Origin of the sequence: Janthinobacterium sp. FW305-129 (assembly GCF_020858115.1) — a bacterium.
Taxonomy (GTDB): Bacteria; Pseudomonadota; Gammaproteobacteria; order Burkholderiales; family Burkholderiaceae_D; genus Janthinobacterium.
In genome coordinates this window covers 1-23,210 of record NZ_JACYMM010000020.1, presented here as the reverse complement: position 1 = coordinate 23,210, position 23,210 = coordinate 1, and the positions used below count along the sequence as shown (strand labels likewise).

Sequence of the window (23,210 nt, the reverse complement as noted above, 5' to 3'; positions counted from 1 at the left end):
TTCAGGCTCCTTGCGCAGCACGGCGCGCCTTGCTGATCGTGTAATGCAGGCTCGATGGCTGCAGGATGGCGTCGAAGTTGACGGGTTCCTTCGCCGAGTGCACCACCAGTAACGCGGTGATGGCGAAATTGAGGCGGTTGATCGAGCCTTCCTGGATTTCCAGCGAAGCGCGCACGCTGCGCAGGCGCGGCTCATGCCGCGCGATGGCTTTTTCCAGGCACTGGCAGATATATGCGCGGTCGTCGGAACTCGACAAGCTCAGGCCGGCGAAGTCATTGAGGCCGTAGGTGACGATCGAGCGGCCGCATTCGGGAAATTTTTTCAGCAGCGCTTCCGGTATCACGGTGCGCGTGTTGAGCAGCGCCTCCAGGTCGCGCGCCACGGTGTCTTTCAAGTCTTCCAGCGACAGGCGCGAGACGGTGCTGCTGGAAGCGCCCTGGACAGGTGTGTCCATCAGGCGGTCGAACAATCCCGGCGTAAAACCCTTCATCGGTATCCTGTGCTTGGCAATAGTATGAAAAAAAGGGCGGCCTGCGGCGGCCCTTTGATGCAGGAAAATCAATCGCGCAGGCACAAGCCGGAGTCAGCGCCGGCAGCTGGCCGGAACGGCTTCATCCGGCAAGGGCCGTTGTCGATCAAATCGTCTTGTTGGCCGACAGATCCCAACCGCCGGAGGTATTGCCGCCGGAGCCACCGCCCACTTTTTGCTGCGTGTATTTCCACTTGACCTTGGAATACTTGATCGACAGGTTTTCGCCGAGGATGTCGCCAGGTGCGACGGACGGCGCCACGCTGCTGATCAGCACGTTTTCCAGCTCGATCTCGAAGTACTTGATGCGCTCGCCCTGGCCGTCAGCGCGCAGGAATTCGAACTTGGCTTTCGGGATCGTTTTACCGGACGAGCAATTTTGCAGCAGCAGCGGCGTGGCGAGGTCGGCCAGCTTGGCCACCACGATATCCTTGTGCTCGGTACGCTCGGCGGTATGGCCGCCGCCCGTCGAGGCAGTAGCGGACTTCGGTTGCAGCACTTCCCATTGGACCGACTTGCATTCGATCCAATCTTTATGGGAGGTGTCGGTGGATTCGCCTTTGATACCATCAATTTGCAAGTAAACGTCGATTGCCATGTCATTCCTTTCGGTTGTTTATAAAAAAATCAGGATTTGGTCGATTGCGGCAGCTCCGCGACCAAACGGAGTGAAACGGACAGCTCATCGAGCTGGAAATGGGGACGCAAGAAGGAAATGGCGCGATAGACGCCCGGACGACCAGGCACCTCCGACACCTGCACCGATGCTTCACGCAGGGGAAACTGGGCCTTCTGTTCCTGGCTGGCGTTATCGTCGAGCAACACGTATTGCATCAGCCAGCGGTTGAGGAAATCTTCGACGTTGGACGCGGCGGCAAAGCTGCCGATCTTGTCGCGCATCATGGCCTTCATGTAATGGGCGATGCGCGAGACGGCAAAGATGTATTGCAGCTGCGACGACAGCACCGCATTCGCATTGGCGGAATCGGTGTTGTATTTCTTGGCCTTCTGCGCCGACTGGGCGCCGAAGAACGCCGCGTAATCCGTGTTCTTGCAATGCACCAGCGAGATGAAACCCAGGTCGCTCAGCTCCTTTTCGCGCCGGTCGGTAATGGCGATCTCGGTCGGGCATTTCAGCGCCACTTCGCCTTCGTCGGTCTTGAAGGTATGGGTCGGCAAGTCCTCGACCAGGCCGCCGCCCTCCACGCCGCGGATCGCCGCGCACCAGCCGTAGTCGTCGAAGGCCGCCGTCAGCTTGGCGCCGAAGGCGTAGGCTGCATTGCACCACAGATATTTCTGGTGGTTGGTGCCATCGACATCCTCGACGAAATTGAAGCCGTCGACGGTGGCGCCATCGGCCGGATTGAACGGCAGCCGACCAAGGTAGCGCGGCAGCGTGAGGCCGACGTAGCGCGCATCTTCCGATTCGCGGAACGACTTCCACTTCGCGTACTCGACCGTATCGAACACCTTCGCCAGGTCGCGTGGTTTGCCGAGGTCGGCATAACTTTCAAGACCGAACAGCTCGGGCGATGCGGCCGAAATGAAGGGCGCGTGGGCAGCAGCGGCCACATGCGACATCTGTTCGAGGAAATACATGTCTTCGGGCTGGCGCGTGAATTCGAAGTCGCCCAGCAGTGCGCCGAACGGAGCACCGCCGAAGGTGCCGAACTCTTCTTCATACACTTTCTTGAACATGGTCGACTGGTCGAACTCCAGCGCGCCCTGGAAATCGCGCACCAGCTCGCGCTTGGTGGCGTTGAGCAGCTTGATCTTCAGATTGGTGCCGGTGGGCGTGTTGTCAACCAGGTGATGCAGGCCCGTCCAGCTGCTTTCCAGCTTCTGGAATTCGGGCGCATGCAGGATAACGCTGAGCTGGCGCGAAATGAGTCGGTCCAGCTCGGCAACGCGCGCATCGATGGTGGCGGCCAGGTTATCCGACACCACGACGGTGCCGTCCATCACCTGGCTGACCAGTTCTGAAATCAGATCCTTGGCGCGTGCATGCTCGACGCTGGATTTGGCAACCTTGCTTTGCTCGACGATCTGGTCGAGCAAGCCGATATCGGTGGTCGCGGCGGCGCCGGACGCGGGGGTCAGTTGAGCGGACATGGGATCAGCCTTTCTTGGCGGTGGATTGCTGTTCCAGCTGGGCCAGCTTTTCAGTGCTGTTGAGCACGTCGTTGAGGATATCTTCCAGTTTGTCGTTGCCGGCCAGCTTGTTGCGCAGGTCCGCCAGCTTGGTGCGCGCTTCGAGCAGCCGTCGCAGCGGCGCCACCTGTTCGACCACCGCCTCGGGACGGAAGTCGTTGAGCGACTTGAAGCGCAGGTCGACCCGCAACTGGCCGCCTTCATCACTCAGCTCGTTGGAAACGCCGAACGCGGCGCGCGGCTCGACCCCCTTGAGCACCTCGTCGAAATTGTCGCGGTCGATACCGATGAACTTGCGGTCCTTGAGCCGTTTTTGCTCGACTTCGGAATTGCCGCCGAAGTCGCCCACGACACCCATTACAAAGGGCAGTTCCTTGTTTTCAATCGCATCGCCGATTTCCACGTCATACGTCATCTGCACGCGTGGCGGACGGACCTTTTGCAGGCGTTTCTGAACACTTTCTTTTTTTGACATGACATCATCCCTTTACGAATAATCGACGGCATCGGCGATGCCCCTGATAATTTCTTTACTGCCTCAGTTTTACTTCAACCCATCGAAAGGATTGGCGCTGCTTTCGGCAGCCTTGGCCTGCCCTTTGCGCGACGGACGCGGCGGTTTGTCGCGCGCCTGCGCCGCGGCCGGCGCCGGCACCAGCACGGTTTCGCCCAGGCTTTCACGCAACAGCTTGGCCAGATCCTGCGATTCGGTGCGCAGCGGGCCGGACAGATTGTTCTGACGGCTCAGGTCAGCCAATGCACGCGTCGACAAGCGCAGTCCGCTGATCGCAATGACGCTGTTGGCCAGCTTGTCGGCAGGATCGCGCACCAGCACTTCCTGGGCATTGATGATGGCGTCGCCGTACTGGCCCGCCTCATAACGGGTCTGGGCCATGCGAACCCATGGATTCTTATCGGCTGGAAATTCGACAGCAGCTTGTTTCCACAAACCCATGGCCGCTTCGTTGTTGCCCGAACTGGCAGCCTGGGTCGCCTTTGCCATCAGCTCGTCGAGCGAGGGCGGCGGCGGCGGCGGCGTCTTGACCGCGGGTGCGGTGCTGCAGGCACTGAGCGTCAATGCGCAAGCAACCGCGGCAAAAAAATGGAATGTGGATTGGCGAGACATGGTCTGATTTCCCTCAAAAAAGATGACGCGTTCATTAAAAAAATGTTGCAATTTATAGTTGCTAAATTCTTATTTTTGCGAGACTAACACGGATTTAATATTGACTCCGTTCAATAGAAAATACGCGAAAACTCACATTCCGACCGGCCACTAAGGCAGCAGCCATGCGGAAAACGTACCGTACGCACCTTTCTTTCAGATAATGTTAATGTTGTTGCAGTTGCGAAAAAAGCACATGATTTTATTGCAAAGATTAGATGATTGGACGCACCGGCAACATGGCGACCGCGCTGCACGACAGCCCGCGAGCGTCAGCGTTCTCCGCGCTTTGACTTCCTCGGAAAAAGGCAATCGATGAGCATTACAAGTAAATTGTTATGGGGTGAAGGCCTGTTTCTGCGCCCCCAGCATTTCCAGCAGCAAGACCAGTACCATGAACATCGCCTGCACGAAAGCATCAAGGCGCTGCATCCCTATGCCTGGGGGGTCAATCACGTGCAGATCGACCGCGATGCGCTGAGCAATAACACCCTGCGGCTGCTGGAACTGTCGCTAGTGTTCCAGGACGGCGAGATCTACAACGCCCCCGGCGCCGACGAGTTGCCCGAAGCCGTGGACCTGGGCAAGCTGCTGCAGTCGCAGCAAACCGTCACGTTTTATGCCGCCCTGCCCGCCTTCAAGCATTTCGGCGGCAATTTTGCCGCGTCCGACCAGCCCAACAGCGCGGCGCGCTACGGCCAGGCCAACCTGGAAACGCCCGACCTGTACACCCATGCGGCGCAGGCCGAACTGGCCTACCTGCAAAAATCGCTGCGCCTGGTGGCCGAATCGGAACCACGCGATTCGTATGTGAATTTTCCCTTGCTGCGCCTGCGGCGCCTGTCGACCGGCGGCTTTGAGCCCGACCCGTCATTCGTGCCGCCGAGCCTGTCGATCCGCGGCGCGCCGTTGCTGTTCCTGCAACTGCGCCGCCTGATCGATGCGCTGCAGGCGAAGGTCAACGCCCTGTACGGCCACCACCGCGAACCGAGCAAGAATGTGATCGAATTTCGTTCCGGCGACATGTCCTCGTTCTGGCTGCTGCACACGGCCAGTTCGGCGTTTGCCTCGCTCAGCCACTATTTCCACCATCCGGCGCTGCACCCGGAGCGTTTGTACGAAGCGCTGCTGGCGCTGGCCGGTGCGCTGATGACATTCTCGAAAACCCATGCGCTGGCCGACCTGCCGGCCTATCAGCACGCCGATCCGGGACCATCGTTCGCGCGCCTGCACGCGATCATCCGCGAACTGCTCGACACGGTGATCTCTTCAAAATATTTCGCCATTGCATTGAGCGAAGTCAAGCCGTCCTACCATCACGGCAAGCTCGACTCGGGCAAGATCGACGACAAGACGGCGTTTTACCTGGGCGTCTCGGCCGACATGCCGGGCGTGGAACTGGTGGACGTGGTGCCGCTGCGCTTCAAGATCGGCGCGCCGGACGACGTGGAAAAATTCGTGCTGTCGGCCCTGCCCGGCGTGCGCCTGCAGCACACGCCGCAGGTGCCGGCCGCCGTCCCGGTACGGCCCGATACCTACTACTTCACCGTCGAAGCGAAGGGCCAGATGTACGAGCGCATGCTGCAGGCCCAGTCGATCTCGATCTACGTTCCGTCCGGCATGCGGGATCTGAAACTTGAACTTGTCGCCATCACTTCCTGAAGATAAACGATGAATGCAAACGCCCCTTCCCTGATGTCCGGCGGCTCCGCCGCTTACGCATCGAGCGTACCGGCCGGCCCGGGTAGCGAACACACGCTGACGGATCTGATGTACGACGGCTTCTACGCGCTGTTCATGCTGAAAAATGGCAGCGGCCCGCAAGACAATGCCGACTTCATCAGAAAGATGACGCAGTTTCTCGACGAGTTTGGGCACGCGGCGAGAAAACATGGTGCCTCGGCCGATGATATCGATGCCGCCAAGTATGCATTTTGCGCGGCTGTCGACGAAATCATCCTGCGCTCGCCGTATCCCATCCGCGACGATTGGGCGCGCCGCCCGCTGCAGCTGGTGCTGTTCGGCGACCAGTTGGCCGGCGAGAACTTCTTCATACGGCTCGAAGCGCTGCGCGCGCGCGGCAGCGCCCACCTGCAGGCGCTGGAAGTGTTCCACATGTGCTTGCTGCTCGGCTTTCAGGGGAGGTACATCCTGGAAGGCTCGGAAAAACTGGCCTACCTGACGGCACGCGTGGGTGACGAAATCGCCCAGATGAAAGGCAGGAAAGCCGGCTTCGCCCCACATGCGGAACGCCCCGACCAGATTGCGCACAAGTTGCGCAACGATGTGCCGCTGTGGGTACTGTGCTCGGTATTCGCGCTGATCTGCGCACTGGGTTATTTGGGCCTGCGCACCATGCTGGCCAAAAATACCGAAAAGCAGATGAACGCCTACAGCGATATCGTCAAGCTGGCGCCACGCACGGCCAACCTGACCATCACGTTGCCGTAATGAGCGGCCTGGCGACGACAGAAACTGCCCAGGGCATGTTCGGCACCGGCCTGTCGCAGCATGCGCGGCTGATCACATTGGCCACGGCGCAGGCATCGAACTTGCCCGAATCGCTGATGGCCGAGCAGGTGACGGGCCGCGAGGCGGTCAATGAGCTGTTCCGCTTCGAAGTTGATGCCTTGAGCACGGCAGCTGGCCTGGACCTGGCCAGCTTTCTCGGCGAAGAAATCACGCTCAAGCTGCTGCAGCCCGATGGCAGCTGGCGTGCCTGGCACGGCTTGTGCACGGACTGCGCCTTTGCCGGCGCCGACGGCGGCGTGGCGCGCTACCGGCTGCGCCTGGAACCTGCCCTGGCCTTGCTGGGCTTACGCCGCGACAGCTATATTTTCCAGGACAAGAACGCGCGCGACCTCATTACGGAACTGCTCGGCGACTATCCGCAGGTCCGCTTCGAATTCGATGTCAGCCAGGAACTGGCGCCGCGTCCGGTCTGGACGCAATACCGCGAAAGCGACCTGGCCTTCCTGGCCCGCGTGCTCGCCTTCGAAGGCCTGAGCTGGCGCTTCGAGCACGAGCAGGATGGCGCGGCGCGGCAGGACGCGCAGCAGGCCAAGCACAAGCTGGTAATTTTCGACAGCAAGGCCGTCGCGCCAGCGACGCCGGGCGTGTCCGGTCTGCGCTTTCACGGTGTGCGCGCCAGCGATACCGATGACGCCATCGACAGCTTCAGCGCGCGGCGCCAGGTGCGGCCCAATGCGGTCAGCATCAGCAGCTGGGACCCGCAGCAGCTGGCGGCGCCGGCCGCCGAACACAGCTCGAGCCTGCAGGCGGGCGAACTGCCGCCCCTGCCGCTGTACGACGGCGCCGGCGAACGGCGCCATGCCGACAGCACGGCGGCCGATCCGCGCGGCCTGCGCATGCTGCAGGCGCTGGAACTGGAGAACAAGCAATTCACGGGCGCCGGCGCGGTGCGGCGCATGGCGGCCGGCCACGCCTTCGATCTGCTGCAGCACGAACAGTATGCCGATGGCGCCAACCAGTTCACCGTATTGTGGGTCGAGCACCAGGCACGCAACAACCTGGGGCCGGCCGGCGGCGCGCTGACGGCGGTGCTGTCGAAACTGTCGACAATAGCCAGCCTGGGTGACGTTGCCAGCTTACTCGATGGGCAGCTTGAGGCCGGCACCTACCGCAACACCTTCGGCTGCGTGCGCACCAGCGTGGCCATCGTGCCGCGCGCCACCGCCGCGCGCCAGGCCAGCAGCGCGCTGGGGCCGCAAACGGCACTGGTGGTCGGCCTGCCCGACAGCGTGGCCACCACCGGACGCGACCATCAGGTACGCATCCAGTTCGCCTGGCAACGGGGCAGCGCCGCCAATCCGGGCGGTATGGCGCACAACACGGATCAACAGGGCAACGCGCCCGGCAACGAAGCGTCAGGCACCTGGGTGCGCGTGGCCGAAGCGCTGGCCGGCCCGAACTGGGGCTCGCAGTTTACGCCGCGCATCGGCACCGAAGTCCTGGTCGATTTCATCGAAGGCGACATGGACCGCCCGCTGGTGGTGGCCCAGCTCTACACAGGCAGCGACACGCCGCCTTACGCAGCCGGCGTCGATTCGGACGTCAACCATGCCGGCGTCATTTCCGGCATCCACAGCCACAATTTCGATGGCGGCGGCCATAACCAGTGGGTAATCGACGACACACCGGGCCAGTTGCGCACCCGCCTGGCGACGAGCAGCGCCGCCACGCAGCTGAACCTCGGTTACCTGATACAGCAAGGCGTGGGCACGGCCCAGCGCGGCAGCTACCGCGGCAGCGGCTTCGAACTGCGTACTGACGCCTGGGCCGTGCTGCGCGGCGGCGAAGGCGTGCTCATTTCCACCACCACCCGCGCACAGGCGGGGGCGGGCGTAGCTTCTACCCAGCTCGACACTGCGGAAGCGCTGGGCCAGCTGAAAGGCGCAGCCGAACTGAACAAGTCGTTGGCCGAAGCCGCGCAACAGCAAACCGCCCTGTTCAGCCAGGAAGCGAAACAGGCCCAGCTGGACCTGATCAAGCAGATCGATCCCCAGCAGGATGGTCGATACCGGGCCAGCGTGGGCGGGCAGGAAGCGCTGAAGGCCAGCGCAGGCGAGCGCAAGCTGGCTACCGACCAGCCGGTGGAAAAATTCGGCCAGCCCCTGGTTCTGATGGAGGCGCCGGCCAGCATCAACTGGGCCACGCCCGGCTCGACCGTATTGTTTGCCGCGCAGCAGCTGCAATGGACCACGCAATCGGACCTGCACATGACGGCCGGCCACACCTGGTCGTCCGTGTCGGCCAGCGCCAGCGCCCTGTTTACCCACACCGGCGGCATCCAGGCGATCGCCGCCAACGGCCCGGTATCGCTGCAGGCGCATACGGGGCAACTGGAAATCCTGGCCGACAAGGCCATTACCGTGATCTCGGTCAACGACGTCATCGACATCAAGGCCAACCAGAAGATCACGCTGCAGGCCGGGCAATCGTCGATCACCTTAGAGGGCGGCAATATCACGTTTAAGTGTCCTGGCAACTTCACGGTCAAGGGCGGCCAGCATGTCTTCAACGGCGGCGCCAGCGCGGCCGGCATGCTGTCGGCACTGCCCGATACGCGCATCAAGCTGTTCGACGAAGGCTTTGTGCTGCGCGACCGCGACACGGGGGAACCGATGCCGCGCCAGCCCTACCGCATCAAGCGCGAAGATGGCAGCTATGAGAGTGGCATGACCGACGAAAAGGGCTTGACGCATGTGATTGCAGCGGCCGCCGCCGAGGCGCTGGTGATCGAGCTGCTGAAAACGATGGGCGGTCAGGGTTCGGCATCGGCACCCGCCCCCTCTTCAGCGCCGGCGCCGGTACCAGGTTCGCCAGGACAGCCGGCGGCCAAGGCAAACACCCCGCCGGAACCAAAATACAAGCCGGCAGGCGACTCCAGCACCACGCCGGTGGACAACAAGCGCCGCAAGGAAGTACTGGTCAAGCTGCCGGCCTGCTGGATCGAGGACTACGAAAAGGAAATCGCCGGCCCCTCGTATGGCCGCTATGCGCAGCCTTACCAGCACGACGGCACGCCACACAAATACAGGGACAAGATCTGGTTCAAGCTGTACATACCGGCAAAATCGGACGGTCCGGTGGTGGTGGAAGTGCGTTTCAAGGCCATCCCGGTACTGGACGCCGCAGGCCAGGCGCTGGAAGAGAGCGACAAGGGCACCGAATCGGCGGCGCTGCGCGTGAAGCAGCGCGCCAACGTCGTGGCGCTGGCACAGAAAAACGCGACGGCCGGCATCGAAGGCAACTGGAACAACAAGTTTCGGCTTGAAATCAATGATCCGCAATGCGGGCAAAAAGTGTTGCCCGTGGTTTTCCGCGTCCTCTGGGTCGACGATCAGCAGCACTACACGCTGCAGATCCACAAGCGCTATGACCGCGAAAACGTCACCGGCGACGTCATGAACGTGTCGCTGGCAACGGCACTGACCACGTATGCGCATGAATTCGGGCATTGCGTCGGCATGCCCGACGAATACTCGTACACGGAGTTCGAAGAAACTGTACGCTATTTCAAGCCGGACGGCACACTCGACGCGCCCATCGTTTGCCACGTCAACGGCACCTCACCGGAAGACCTGACGCAATCGATCATGTCGTATGCAGAAGGCGCACTGATATTGAAACGCCACGGCTGGAATATCGCGATTGAAGCGCAGGAATTGCTGAGCAAAAAAATCGGCAGGAAAATACGATGCGATATTGTCTGACACTGCTTATTTATGCCATGCTGATGGCACTACCATTGAAAGCCAATACCATGACGAGCACTCACGCGCCCCTCTCCATTTCCCTGCAATGCCTGGGCAACGCTGGCTGCGTCTATCAACGCAAGCCGATCGACATACTGGTCACCATCCGTAACGATGGCAACCGCGATATCGGCTTTCCGCTCGACTACCTGCGCAAGTCGGGTCCGATCGTCAAATTCATCGATACCGATACGGGCGCCGTCACCTACGCCCGCCGCGGCCTGGCCAATCCGGCGCTGAAAACACAATTCACCACGATTGCGCCAGGCGCCTCGATTTCCATGGAAATCGATGTACATCCTACCGACATTGAAACGTTTCGCATCAAAAAAGTCGATATCAGCGTGGAGGTGATATTGAAGGGTAACATACGCATCGATGGCGAAGCGGAACTGCAGGACTACCAGGGCGGCGCGAAGATCCGCATCGTTGAAAAAGATGACTAAGACCATGCTGGCGCGGATGGTGCTGTAGAGCATACGCGTCGACCAGCAACTGCCGTCGCCACGGAAACGATCGCGCTGTGCGATCACTTGCTGGCCGGCCGCTACAGTTGTCCGGCCCCGCATAAAAAATCCCCTGAAAAATCAGGGGATTAGCTGTTACATTGACCCGGTATTACCTTACGGTGCCGGACGGGAGATTATCCCACTCGATTGCCAACAATAAATCTAAACATTTGATTTTTCAGAGCTTTTCACGTTACTCAGTTGCCGAGACCCTCAAAAATACCCTCACTAGATATCTCCATCATTATCGATTTATCCCGAGGGTGTCGGTAGAGGCACGTCGGCCCACTCGCAGCTGTCGCCAGTTTTTTTCTGAGCGATGCAGCCTGCCGATGCATTCGAGGATACGTCAAGACAGCAGCACAGCGCTGTCACGCTGACACTAGCGCAATATCAAGCCCTCTATAGCAACAGAGACGAGGCAATGGCACGCGCTTATCTCTCAACCGCTTTTACCATGGCCCATATCGCCGTCGCTTTTCACGTCTCGAGCAGGGCAGTGAGTCGGGCCATATCAGCATTTAATAAAGCGCAACTTGCTGCAGATCGAAACGGCCAAGGCTGAGATCGTGTACTAATGGCGGATCTGACTCCGGCTCCCACGTATGGCGCATACCCCTCGCCGCAAAAGTCAGCGCACGCAGCTACCAACCGAGTTCGCTTATCATATCGATATTAGAAACCTGGACGGCGCCTGACTTCAAAGTGATGGTGGCAGTGGCATCGTCCACTGCCCCCCATCCTGCATATTGCATGGAAAAGCCTGAATTTTTATCACCCTCATAAACTTTCTGCTTAAAACTAGGATGATTAACCTTATAGATGACGGAGCTTATTTCAGCCAAGGAGTCATGCGGAGCAATTGTAAACAGATAACCTCCGCTGCGTCTTTCATTAGCCAGTACGGAAAAGTGTATGGATGAACTATTTTTTCTCGCCTCCCCAATCGGCATAGGAGTATTTGCGACAAGGTGTTGCGTATTCGACGAAATGATCGTCTGCGCAGCTCGAAGCTGCTCCTGAATCTCCACATCCTTAGTAGCCGAAGCAAATTTTGCAAAAATCGTATCTGTTACCTTTCTATTCGGGGAAGTCATTTTTATGACCTCAATCACAAAAGTTCGTTCCGCTGGATTGGTTGAATAGATTTTTGGCCCATGCTCAAGCAATACTTTACCCAAAGAAAAAACCCCTTCTTTTTCGGCCCGATCGTTACCTATCCAAAATTGAACTGATCCCGTAATAAGGCTTACTATAGCCCCGGCAATGCCCAGCCCCAAACTCAGCCGGCGTACGGTAGACTTCAATTCATTTTGATTTCTGAGCTTCTCATATTCGAACCGCTCACGCTCCAACTGAACCTTGGCATCATTACCCTCCATGTCCCTCTTCCAGTCGGCATATCGTATGCAGTACTTGATATCAGGCAGGCGGACGACACGCGTTGACCATTTCCCTTACCCGCCAACTTATCATCTTAGAATACAGTCGGTAGAACGCCACATCCGAAGCTTTGAGCACGATCAAAATACCAGCATGGGAACGGGGTCAGGTTGACCCCGCCCCTAGACAAATGGCGGACCTGACCCCGGCCAGAGCCAGCAAACCAAGGCGCGCCTCTACTGCGTTTTGCTTTCCTCTTTTTTCACCAGTTTGCCATTGATAAAGGTAACGATATTGTTCGGATCCTGTTTCTCAGAAAAGTCGTAACCTGGCGCCGGATTGCTAACCGTGACACAGCCTTTCGCGCCCGTGCCATAGCAGCTATGCGCGCTATATGAGGTTTTATACACATTGATAAACTCGAATATGGAAGCGATGATATTGCCAGGATTCATGGTCGTCAGGACAGGAATCGGATCATTTTTCATGTACGTATAGCGGTACAGCTCCTTGTCCGACGACGTTTGGGTGTTCACCTTGCCGAACGAGGAATACAGATCCGTGTTCGAAATGCCTGGACCGAAGGCCTGCAGCGTCAGGTTCGGGTTGACAAAGCCGTTGCTCGCCGCGATATCCAGGCCATTCCTGGCAACGATCGCGCCGCGGCTATGCGCCAACAGCAGATTTTCCGTATCCTGGCGCCCCATCAGTACCTGCGCCAGTTCCTTGTCGCCAGCCGAATAGCCCAATACCGGCGCCAGCAATTTTTCATAGCCAGCCAGGAGCACATCTGCGAAGCCGTCTTTCGTCTGCTCGATATGCATCAGGACAATAACATCCGGTTTTTTATTCTCGGCATCGAGAAGCACGTTCTGGTAGGCCAGTTCCGCGGCACGGTCCATGCCATTGCGAATGCCATTCACGGCCAGTACCCCTTTCATGGCGATGGCCTCCTCCTTGGTGATCTCTTCCTTCACGAGCAAACCGGGTTCCTTGATGCAGGCATTGCGGTCGCCTGGACAGCTCAGCTTGTAGAACTTGCTTGGCGTATTGGCCGCAATAAAGGTTTGATCGGTGTAGTAGGTGGCCTCGCCATACATGGCGTTCTTGAAGCCTTGAACGATCTCGGCATTTTTCGCCAATTCCTGGACATTCTGTTTTTCCGCCGCCGTGTGCGCCACGCCCGTATCGCGGTTCAGTGCCGCGATGGCGGCAGCGCCATCTTTCCCCGTCAGCGCCTGCTGCTGCGCATTGTCGCGTATCGTCAGCACGCCATTGCTGATCGTGCTGCGCGTGAGTCCGTTCGAGGAAGAGGAATCGGAACTGTTATTGAGCAGGTTTTTCGCCACCAGCTTGCTGCCCTCGTACAGATTATCGGTGGCATTCGGCCCGCTGCCCGCGTTGATCAAGTCGGTGCCGCCCGGGCCTTTCCCCTTGCCGATATCCTTGCCGCCAGCCACTTTGTCATTCCCCTCCTTGTTGCCCTGTTCCCTGTCTTTCTTGGCGTCCGGATCTGCAAAGCTGAAGCCGCCACTCAGCCCCATGCTGCTGGCGTCGGCCACCGAGTGGTTCTTGATATCGCTCTGCGTGAGCGTCCCCGTATTCAGGCTGTTGGCGCCGGGCGCGGCGCTGCTGCTGATAATGGCGCCCTTCAAGTCCGTATTGCCGCCGACCGCGATCTGGAAGCCGCCCGCGCCGGCCCTGATGCCGCTTTGTTCCTGCACGCTGGCATAATCGCTGTGCATCTTGCTCTGGCTGAAACTGGCACTTACGCTGGCACCGGCGCCATAGGTTCCGCTCACGCTGACACTCTGGTTCTTGCTGTCGAACTTGGCTGTATCCTGCAAACTTTCCAGATTCAGATTGCCCTGGATATTGGCAATCACCTGGCCGGCATTCGCCACCGCACCCTTGATCGTGGTATCCCCTCCACTATTAATCACCAGCAACTGGCCTGCATTGACGTGCGTATTCAGCTGGGTACTGCCCTCGCCATCCTGCTTGCCCTGACTGGCGCTGATACTGCCGGTCAGGCCAAACGCCGGCCCGCTCTTGCTGATGTTAGCCGAGACACCCGCCGAAACACTCAGGCTGGAACTCTTGGTGTGCTGACTTTCCGTATCCTGCACTGCCAGCAGGTTGACCTGATTATCTGCGCCCAGTCGAACGATATTGCTGGCATTAAGCTCGCTGCCGAGGATATTGATGTTGCTATCCTTGCCGCCGCCCGTTGCCGTAATGTTAATGTTTTTGCCGCTCAATATGCTGCCGCTATGCGTCGTGCTGGCCGTCGTCTGCGTCTGTTCGCTTTCCGAATGACCGTAAGTGAGGCTGATGCTCACGCTCGGGCCTTGCGATTTGGCGTTGTTGGCGGCCAAGGCGGCCGTGGCCGCAGCCATGGCCTGCACCCGCCCGTTGCTCGTCTTGCCCATCGCCTCGCCCATGCCTTGCACGGTTTGAATGGCGCTGACCACGCTGCCACCCACAGCCAGGGTAAAGCCATCCTGCACGATCTTGGTAACAACTTTGCCTTTCTCATTGTCTTGCCCAGGTTGAATGGTGACACTTTTCCCGATGATATCGAGGTCAGTCGCGGCGGCAATATCGCTGCCACTTATTTTGACGCCGTTGCCAGCAACCATCGTCAACGCTCCCCCCGTGGAACCAATCATGCTGCGCGAGTCACCGCTCTGCAGCGTAGCATCACGTTGCCGATCCACGGTCGTGCTATTGGTGCCATAGGTGAAGCCAATGCCGCCACTGCTCATAAATCCGGTTTTCTTGGTATTCAAGTGATGCTGTTCATACACGGTATTGGTGGCCGCATCGATCGTGATGTTGTTACCCGCGAGCAATCGTGTCGCATCGTCGCTCAAGATGCTCGAACCCGTAACTTGCAGATCATGCCCAGCCTGCACCGTCACGCTGCTGCCGCCCAGCGAAGTGCCGATTGCCGTGGTGGTATCGACCACATCATGCTTGGTCGTCGTGGTCTTGTTCCAGAAGCCCTTCTTCGTCGATTTGCTGGCGATATCGCTCACTTCGTTCTGGAAACCATTGACCAGGCTGATGTCATTGCCCGCCACCAAGCCCAACGTTCCCTGCGCCTGCACGTCCGCCGCGCGCGCTGTCAGGTTATTGCCCGCCTGCAGATTGACATTGCCGGCGCCCATGATCTGGCTGCCTACTTCGCTGGTTTTGCTCTGTTTGCTGTAATTGTCAGCATTGCGTATGTCATTCTGCGTAGAGGCCACGGTAACGGTATTGAGGGTCAGGTTATTGCCGGCAATCACGCTGGTCTGGCCATTCACGCCGGCGTTGGCGATGACGCCGCCCGTCACCGTCACATCGCGCCCTGCCTGGACGACGAGGGCAGCGCCTTCGTCCGTCCCCGTCACGTACATGCCTGCCGTCGTGCCAATGGTGGTGCTGGTCGACGTGTTGCCTGTCCATCTCTGGCTGGCGTTGCTGACGGTGGTGCTGACCACATTGATATCGCGGCCTGCACTGGCCAACAACTGGGATTCGGCCACAACACTGCTGCCGCGGTTATTGATGTCATTGCCGGCGATCAGCGCCACTTTGTCGCCGTGTACTTCGCCTGCCTGTTGCTCGATACGCTTGGCCGACAAGCCGCTACCGGAGGTGGCCACCACCGTCTCGACGCTCAGGTCGCGCCCGGCAGAGATTGCCGTGACGCCGCCCTGCCCGGTATTGCTGACAATACCTCCAGCGATACTGACATCCCTTCCCGCAGACAGCACCAGGCTGCTGCCACTGGCGGCATCGCCGCTGACGTACAGCCCCGCCACGCGGCCCAGGTAGCGCCCGTCTTCCAGCGTATTGGTGGAAATATGAATGTCGCGTCCTGCGCTCGCCTGCAGTGCGTTATTGGCCGAAATGGTACCGCCGATATTATTCAAGTCGTTGCGCGCCGCGATGCCGACGTTATCGGCGCCAACACGGCCACCCAGATTGCTGACATTCTCCGCATTCAGCAACACGACTTCACGGCCGGCAATGGTGCCGCCATTCACCAGGTCGCCCGACAAGCGGATATCGACCTCTTTGCCTGCCAACAGACTGCCTGCGCCATCAAGGTCGTCTTCGCGCACGCGTACGTAGACTTGCGGCACAAGCACCTTTTGCGTGGAACCATCGGCCAAGGTCACGTCCTGCTCCACCAGCCACACGATATCGCTGGTCAGCGCCGCCATCTGTGCCGGCGTCAGCGCCAGGCCAGGGCGCAAATCCCAGGTCTGGGCAAAGGCGGCGCCGGCATCCATCAGCCCGCGATACTGCTGATCATCGCTGGAATAGTCGCCAGTAAAACGCTGCCCCGTCAGTTCCGCGATCTGCTCGCGTACCAGGCGTTGCTCGTAAAAACCGTCACCGAGGCGCTTTTGCGTCACGGTTGGATCGAGCTGGACCTTACTGGTCAGGTAATCCGACCCCGTCCAATCCTTGTAATTGGCAAAACGGGGATCCGTTTCCACGAGGAAGCGCGATGCAGGTCCGGGACTCGTCCTGAACAGGCTGGCATTCGGAATTTGCGTGGAAGGCAATGTCGTACGCACGACTTGCGCGCGGCCGGAAGGGTTCGCCAAAGCCACCTGACCGATTACCGTCATGCGTCCTGCGGACGCGCCGCCGGCGCCGGCCACCTGCGCTGCCCCGCCGGTGGCGCTCGACACCGTGGCGCCACGCGCTGCGGCCATGCCGGACTGTGTGGCCTTGCCCGGCCCCGTAGCGCCTGCCGCAAGTTCCTGCTTGACGCCTGCCAGGCCGAGCGCCTGACCGGCATTGCCGGCACGCTCGCTCCCCTGCAAGCCGCTGTTGTCGCCCACGGCGGCAGGACCACCTTGCGTATTTTTAGCAAGCAAGCCCGCATCGACCTTGCCAGCACCAGCCACTGCGCCGACGGCAGCAACACCGCCATCTTGCACACTGCCATGGCCTGCTGCCTGGCCAGCGTTGCCAAGGCGTCCACTACCTTGCAAGCCGCTTGCCCCACCTACCGCATCGGGTCCACCTTGCGTCCCACCTGCCAGCAAGGCGGGATCGACCGTGCCAGCCCCGGCGGCACCGTCAACGGTAGCAACAGAGCCGCCCTGTACGCCCCCATGCCCGGCCGACTGGCCAGCGTTGCCGAGACGCCCGCTACCTTGCAAGCCGCTGCCCCCGCCGACCGCGCCGGGACCACCCTGCGCGTCACGCGCCAGCAAGGCCGAATCGACCGTGCTGGCGGCGCCGCTTCCTGTGGCCGCGCCAGCGGAACCGCCCTGCACCGCGCCATGGTCAGTTGTTTTCCCCGCGTTGCCAATCCGACCACTGCGATCTTGCGTGCCTTGCGCGTCAACGGCGTCCGCGCTCCTGCTGTCGACTCCCACCGTGGCACGGCCAGTGTCGATGCCCGACGTCGCCGTCTGTCCGCCCGCACCCGTGGCGCCGGCGACGGCCGAACCGCTGAGCGCGCCGACATTGCCCGCCTGCCCCACATTACCCGTCCCGCTGGCGCCGCTCAATGCCCCCGTGCCGCTGGCTGCCGCGGCACCGCTGCCTGCAGCAGCATTGACGCCGGCAATGGCTCCCGAGGTCTTGTTCACGGTCGTCAAGGCCACATTGGCATTGGCGGCACCCGCAGCGCTGGTGCCGCCGTTGACACCGCTCACGCCTGTCGATGATGGCGAGGTATAGGTGGTTTTCTGATAAATCTGTGTTACAGGATTCACCGAGCTATGCTCGACCGGAGTCAAGGGACTTTCTCCCATCGGTTTTTGAACATAACCGCCCCAGGCGCTCGATGGCAAATACAATACATTCTCGGACGTTCCCGTCTCCTTCGAATAGGTATGTAGATCAACTTGCGGATTAACGAGCGCAGCCCCCTCCATGAACAGTCTCCCACCCGCAATGACATGGCTTTGCTCGTTGCGCGCATCGCTGGACCGTATCGTCACGTTGCCTCCAGCCACCAGCTTCGCCGGATCGGTATCCACCACGGTCTCCGTACGTGAGGTACGGGTCAGTCTGTAGATGACGTACTCTTTTTGTACTATCCCCTTAGCATCAACAACATTACCGCCTTCGCTACGAAAGCGCTGGTCTCCTCCGGAAGGCAGGCTCCCATACTCTCTGACGCTTACAGTCCCGCTATCGAGCGTCTCGATCCTGAAATGCGTATTTAAATTTCGGAACTGACTCGCCCCCATATCCAGATTCCCCAACGCCTCGATCGTCGCACTGGCATTCGTCACCGATACCGCCCAGCCCGTGGCGATGCGGTTGCCGTCCAGGTAACCGCCGATGGCCATGTCGCCGCCGCTGAAGATCAGGCCGTGTTCGCGGTTATTGAGTGTCGTGACGCCGATATCGAGGCGGGTGCGCGCCGCGATGGTGGCCGCCATGCCGCCTTCCACGTCATTGTTGACGGTGCCGCCGCCGATGCTCAGATAGTCGCCATAGATGCGGCCCGTACCCATGTTGTTCAGCGTGCCGACGTTCAGTTGCGTGTAGATGCCATCGATCACGCCCCGGTTGTTCAGCACGCCGCCGACATTGACGCGCGTCGTGCCCGCATTGATGTCGCCGGTAGCAGCGTTGTCGAAATTGGCGGCACCCAGGGTCAGTTTGCTGAGCGCCTGGATCTTGCCCGCGTTCACCAGCTGCCCGCCGATGGCAATATCGGCGTTACCGTTGGCCATGATCTCGGCGCCCGAGTTCAGCGTAAAGTTGCCGGCCAGGTCCAGCGCCAGATCTTTCTGTGACAGCACCTTGCCGTCACCGCTCAGGCTGCCCGCGCGGATGTCGGTGCGCACACCGCCGATGATGGTGCCACCCGAGTTGGTCACGGCCAATCCACGGCCGAGTCCGGTGTCCTGCAGCGCCAGCGCGCCACCGGCGCTGAGCATGCCCAAGGTATTGTTGACGCTGCGTGCGCTGTTAATCGCCAGGTTGCCATCGGCGCGCACCGCTCCCTGCACATTGCTGACATTGGCGCTGTTCAAGGTCACCTGCACGCCTTCGATGCCCTGGTTCGCGCCCAGGGTGCTGGCATTGTCGATTGCGCCGCCCGTCAGCGTGACGGCAGCGCCGGAACGGATCAAGCCTTGCTGATTGTTGACGCTGCCGCCACCGGCGTTCAAGCCGATATTGCCCAGCACCTGGATTTGTCCGCCCTGGTTCTGCAAGCCACTCAGGGTCAAATCCAGCGCCGACTTGCCGACGACCTGGCCGCCGCGATTGTCCAGCTGGCCCACGCTGCCCGTGATGTTGCCGGCAGCGCCCAGGTAGCCACCCGCATTGTTCCAGCTGCCCGTTTGCAGGGTCAATCCGGCACCACTGCTGATGCCGCCGGCGCTGCCGGGATGGCGCACCGCATACGCGCCCGCATTGGTGTTGAGCAAGGCGTTGCCGTGCGTATCGATGGTCATGGCGCCGCCCGACTGCAGCAAGCCGCCATCGTTGTCCAGAATACCCGTCTGCAAGTTGACGCTTCCCGTGCCCGCCAAAGTGCCCTGGTTGTTGTTGAAGACCTGGCCATGCGTGTCGAGCGTGACGTTCGCGCCGGCAATGGTGCCTTGCCCGTTCGACAGACCACCATTACGCAAAATGATGTCGCCGCCAGACTGCAGGGTGCCGCCGTCGTTGACGGTGGCGCCCGTGGAGGTGACCGTCAACAGGCCTTGCACCGAGGCCAGCTTGCCGCCGGCGCTGTTGTCGACGCTGGCCGCGTTTACGTTCATATTGCCCGTGGCGGCCAGCAAGCCGCCCGCATTGTTCAAGGCCTGCGCCACGTTCGCCGTCAGCTGCCCGCCCGCCGTGGCGCTGCCACCCTGGTTCAGCAGGCTGCCTGCGCCCAGCACCACATTGCCGCCGCCAGCGATGGCGCCGCCAAGGCTGTTGTCGAGTACATTGTTCGCCGTCACCGTCAGGTTGGATGTACCCGCCGCCTGCAGCTTGCCGCCCTGGTTGTTGAGGCTCGGCGCGACGATGCTGGTATTGCCATTGCTGGCGATGGTGCCGCCGCGGTTATCCAGGCCACCACTCAATTGAATGCTGGTATCACCTTTACCGAGCTGCGTCAGGTTACCGCCTCCATTGTCCAGGGTCGCGGCCGTTATGCTGATTTGCTGCGCGATGGTGCTGGCGTTGCGGTGGTCGATGACATCGGCTGTGACGACCAGGGCGCCATTGCCCGTGATCTGGCCACGCTGGTCGTTCAACTGCGTGGCTTGCAGGCTCAAGGTACCGCTGCCCGCGTGTTCGATCTTGCCATCCGTATTCGTCAGGGTGGCTGCCTTCAGGGTCAAATTGGCGCTGTTGACGGCGATGCGGCCGCCCGTGTTGTCCAGCGTGCCTGCTGGCGATGTCAGCTCGATGGCGGTATTGCCGACACCGGTCTGCACGATGCTGCCGTGCTGGTTATTGAGGTTGCCCACGCCGACGGCCAGTTGGCCGGCGCTGATATCGCCGCGCTGGTTGTTCCAGGTCTGGCTATTCGCACCGGCCTTGATCGTCAAGGCGCCCGGCGTGGTGACCACGGCGCCGCTGGTGCTGACGTCGCCTGCGCTGGCCGTCAGGCTGATATTGTCGGCGCTGCTGCGGCTGCCGCCAAGGTCGACGCTGCCGCCGCTCAGGACGGCATTGCCTGCCGCCAACACTTGCCCATGCGCACCCAATGCCTGCTGTGCCGTAATTTGCAAGTTGCCGCTCGTTTGCAAACTGCCATCGGCTTTCACGCCCGCGCCGACCAGGCTGGCCGCACCGCTGTCGATACTCTTCGCGCTGATCGTGTTGTTGCCCTGAGCCAGGATAACGCCGGCATTCTCCAGCGCGCCCGTCACGGTGAGCACCTGTTCTGCGCCGGCAAACAGGCTGCCGCTGTTGCGCACGCTGCCCGCCGTGGTCGTCAGATTACCGCTGGCAACGATGCTGCCCTGCTCATTGAGCAGCTCGTCCATGGTCAATTGCGCATTGCCGCCCGCTGCCTGCAATTGTCCCAGCGTATTGTCCACCTTGCCGCCGGCCAGCGTCAGGTCGCGCCCGGCAATGATCACGCCGCTGGCATTGTCCAGCTTGCCCGTCGCTGCCACATTGACATCTTGCGCAGACGCAATACGACCATGATCGTTGAGCAACTCACCCGTTTCCACGCGCACATTGCCATTCGCTTCGATTTTGCCGCCGCTATTGTCCAGGCGCGTGCTGGCCAGCACTGTTGCCGCACTCGTGCCCAGCTGCGTGATCTGCCCCTGGCGATTGTCGAGGATGCCAGCAGAGACGCTCACCTGCTGCGCCAGCAGGCTGGCGTTGCGGTGATCGATGTAATTGGCCGCCACCTGCAGCGCGCCATTGCCCGTCAGCTGGCCCCGCTGGCCATACAGATTCGTGGCGCGGATGTCCAGCACACCCTTGCCTGCATGTTCGATCTTGCCATCCGTATTCGTCAGGTCGCCCGCCTGCAGGCGCAGATTGGCGCTGTTGACGGCGATGCGCCCGCCCGTATTGTCCAGCTTGCCCGTCTCGATGACGGTGTCGCCCGTGCCCGTCTGGATCACGGTGCCCTTGGTGTTGTCCAGATTGCCTACGCGCAAGGCCAGTTGCCCCGCGCTCAGACTGCCGCCCTGGTTGACCAGTGCCTGCCCGTTGGCGGCACTCGCCGTAATATTCAACAGGCCATTGGTCGACACGACCGCCCTGCTGGTCGTCACATTGCCCGTCAATGCCGTCAAGCCGATATTCGCCGCGCTGGTCTGGCTGCCGCCCACGTCAACAGACGCACCCGTCAGTTGCAACTGGCCGGCCGCCATGTTCTGGCCGCCAGCCTGCAAGGCGCCGCTCGTTTTCACCGTCAGATCGCCAGCCGAGGCAAAGCTGCCATCGACGCGCATGCCCGCTGCCAGCAAGCCGTTGCCGTCCAGACTACCCGCCGTGATCGTCGTATTGCCCAGGGCGGCCAGCGAGCCTGTATTGCTGAGCAAGCCGCCGATATCCAGGCTCTGGTTGCGTCCCGCATACAGCACGCCAGCGTTGAGTACGTCGCCGCTGACCTTGGCCGTGATATCCGTGCCCGCGCTCAGCGTTCCCTGCGCATTGCGCAAGCTGGCCGCGTCCAGGCTCAAGACGCCGGTCCCCGCCTGCAGCAAGCCACGCGTATTGTCGATGGCGCCACCCAGGTGCAAATCGGTCGCCGCCGCGATCACGCCATCGGCATTGACGAGTACGCCAGTGCTGACGATGTCGGCGGACGTGGCCGAGGTGATCTTGCCCTTGCTGTTGTCCAGATTGCCGGTCTGCACCGACAAGGTGCCGTTGCCGGAGATTTCCCCACTCGTATTATCGAGCTGGCCGGTGACGGCTACCGTCATGCCGCCCGCGCCCGTCTGCAGCAGATGGCCGCCCCGGTTGCTCAGGCTGTCTGCCTGGACATTCAGGGACCGGCCCGTGGTGGTGGCGTTGGCGTGGTTGAACAGACCGGCCTTCAGATCGACGGCGCCGTTGCCGATGATGCTGCCGCCCGCGCCCTGCAAGGTGGCCGCCGTGATGGCCAGGGTACCTGCACCCGCATGCTCGATCTTGCCGCCCGCATTCGTCAAGCTGGCCGCGCCCAGGGTCAAATTATTACTATTGACGGCGATGCGCCCGGCGCTATTGTCCAGCTTGCCCGTCTGGATGACGGTGTCTCCCGTGCCCGTCTGGATCACGGTACCCTTGGCGTTGTCGAGATTGCCCACGTGCAGGTCGAGTTGGCCGGCACTGAGTTGCCCTTCCGTATTGCGCAAGGTGTCTTGCGCATGGATCGTCAAGGCACCAGGCGTGCTGACCACGGCTTGATGCGTGCTGACATCGCCCTGAGTTGCCGTCAGGCCGATATTGGCGGCGCTGGTCTGGCTGCCGCCGATGTCGATGCTGGCACCTGTCAGGGTCGCCTTGCCCGCCGCCAGATTCTGGCCGTGCGCGGCCAGCGTTTGCGCGGTGTTGATGGTCAAGTCGCCAGCCGTGCCCAGCTTGCCATCGGCCTGCATGCCTGCAGCAATCAGGCTGCTTGCGCTATTGTCGAGGGTCTTCGCCGTGATGCTGTTGTTGCCTTGCGCCGCGATGACGCCCGTGTTCACAATGGCGCCGCTGGCGTTCAAGGTCTGATTGCCAGCAGCGTACAGGCTGCCCGCGTTGTTCAAGCTGGTCAGTGTCGC

General features: G+C 60.8%; 11 protein-coding genes. 4 read left to right on the top strand and 7 right to left on the bottom strand.

The genetic code is table 11. The annotated features are described in order from the left end of the window. Nucleotide 1: 1 nt before the first annotated feature. The 5 genes from tssE to IGS61_RS26820 form a co-directional block, all read right to left on the bottom strand. Nucleotides 2-490 carry a type VI secretion system baseplate subunit TssE gene (gene tssE / locus IGS61_RS26840; protein ID WP_230542366.1) on the bottom strand — a complete coding sequence of 163 codons (489 nt, stop codon included), beginning with the start codon at nt 488-490 and terminating at the stop codon, nt 2-4. Nucleotides 491-635: 145 nt separating this feature from the next. Then, nucleotides 636-1,127: an Hcp family type VI secretion system effector gene (locus tag IGS61_RS26835; protein WP_230506832.1), complete on the bottom strand. Its 492-nt coding sequence runs from the start codon at nt 1,125-1,127 to the stop codon at nt 636-638. A gap of 29 nt (nt 1,128-1,156) precedes the next feature. Then, nucleotides 1,157-2,641 (bottom strand): type VI secretion system contractile sheath large subunit, encoded by a 1,485-nt coding sequence (gene tssC / locus IGS61_RS26830; protein WP_230542365.1) that lies wholly within the window; start codon nt 2,639-2,641, stop codon nt 1,157-1,159. 4 nt (nt 2,642-2,645) lie between these two features. Continuing rightward, nucleotides 2,646-3,155: a type VI secretion system contractile sheath small subunit gene (tssB, locus tag IGS61_RS26825; RefSeq protein WP_230506834.1), complete on the bottom strand. Its 510-nt coding sequence runs from the start codon at nt 3,153-3,155 to the stop codon at nt 2,646-2,648. A 69-nt stretch (nt 3,156-3,224) separates the two neighbouring features. Next, the gene (locus IGS61_RS26820) at nt 3,225-3,857 is read right to left on the bottom strand and encodes a tetratricopeptide repeat protein (protein WP_230542364.1); all 633 of its coding nucleotides are present in this window, start codon (nt 3,855-3,857) and stop codon (nt 3,225-3,227) included. Between the two features lie 303 nt (nt 3,858-4,160). Here IGS61_RS26820 and tssK point away from each other — a divergent pair, with 303 nt between their 5' ends. The 4 genes from tssK to IGS61_RS26800 are packed head-to-tail and all read left to right on the top strand — an operon-like array spanning nt 4,161 to nt 10,569. Beyond that, nucleotides 4,161-5,507, top strand: a complete 1,347-nt coding sequence (gene tssK / locus IGS61_RS26815; protein WP_230542363.1) for a type VI secretion system baseplate subunit TssK — start codon at nt 4,161-4,163, stop codon at nt 5,505-5,507. Between the two features lie 9 nt (nt 5,508-5,516). Continuing rightward, complete coding sequence (gene icmH, locus IGS61_RS26810) at nt 5,517-6,296, top strand: type IVB secretion system protein IcmH/DotU (RefSeq protein ID WP_230542362.1); 780 nt, start codon at nt 5,517-5,519, stop codon at nt 6,294-6,296. A 35-nt stretch (nt 6,297-6,331) separates the two neighbouring features. Further along, nucleotides 6,332-10,081: a type VI secretion system Vgr family protein gene (gene tssI, locus IGS61_RS26805; protein WP_230542361.1), complete on the top strand. Its 3,750-nt coding sequence runs from the start codon at nt 6,332-6,334 to the stop codon at nt 10,079-10,081. 50 nt (nt 10,082-10,131) lie between these two features. Next, on the top strand, nt 10,132-10,569 hold the full coding sequence (locus IGS61_RS26800; RefSeq protein ID WP_230542360.1) for a hypothetical protein: 438 nt from the start codon (nt 10,132-10,134) through the stop codon (nt 10,567-10,569). Between the two features lie 707 nt (nt 10,570-11,276). Here the strand turns inward: IGS61_RS26800 and IGS61_RS26795 are convergent. Beyond that, on the bottom strand, nt 11,277-12,014 hold the full coding sequence (locus tag IGS61_RS26795) for a pYEATS domain-containing protein (protein ID WP_230542359.1): 738 nt from the start codon (nt 12,012-12,014) through the stop codon (nt 11,277-11,279). 237 nt (nt 12,015-12,251) lie between these two features. Continuing rightward, nucleotides 12,252-23,195, bottom strand: a complete 10,944-nt coding sequence (locus tag IGS61_RS26790; protein ID WP_230542358.1) for a hemagglutinin repeat-containing protein — start codon at nt 23,193-23,195, stop codon at nt 12,252-12,254. Nucleotides 23,196-23,210: the final 15 nt, after the last annotated feature.

Excerpts from the sequence above, each read along its gene's own strand:
- IGS61_RS26800 (WP_230542360.1), top strand. The coding sequence starts at position 10,132 with ATGACGAGCACTCACGCGCCCCTCTCCATTTCCCTGCAATGCCTGGGC.
- tssB (WP_230506834.1), bottom strand. The coding sequence starts at position 3,155 with ATGTCAAAAAAAGAAAGTGTTCAGAAACGCCTGCAAAAGGTCCGTCCG.
- tssE (WP_230542366.1), bottom strand. The coding sequence starts at position 490 with ATGAAGGGTTTTACGCCGGGATTGTTCGACCGCCTGATGGACACACCT.
- tssC (WP_230542365.1), bottom strand. The coding sequence starts at position 2,641 with ATGTCCGCTCAACTGACCCCCGCGTCCGGCGCCGCCGCGACCACCGAT.
- IGS61_RS26835 (WP_230506832.1), bottom strand. The coding sequence starts at position 1,127 with ATGGCAATCGACGTTTACTTGCAAATTGATGGTATCAAAGGCGAATCC.
- tssI (WP_230542361.1), top strand. The coding sequence starts at position 6,332 with ATGTTCGGCACCGGCCTGTCGCAGCATGCGCGGCTGATCACATTGGCC.
- tssK (WP_230542363.1), top strand. The coding sequence starts at position 4,161 with ATGAGCATTACAAGTAAATTGTTATGGGGTGAAGGCCTGTTTCTGCGC.
- IGS61_RS26795 (WP_230542359.1), bottom strand. The coding sequence starts at position 12,014 with ATGGAGGGTAATGATGCCAAGGTTCAGTTGGAGCGTGAGCGGTTCGAA.
- icmH (WP_230542362.1), top strand. The coding sequence starts at position 5,517 with ATGAATGCAAACGCCCCTTCCCTGATGTCCGGCGGCTCCGCCGCTTAC.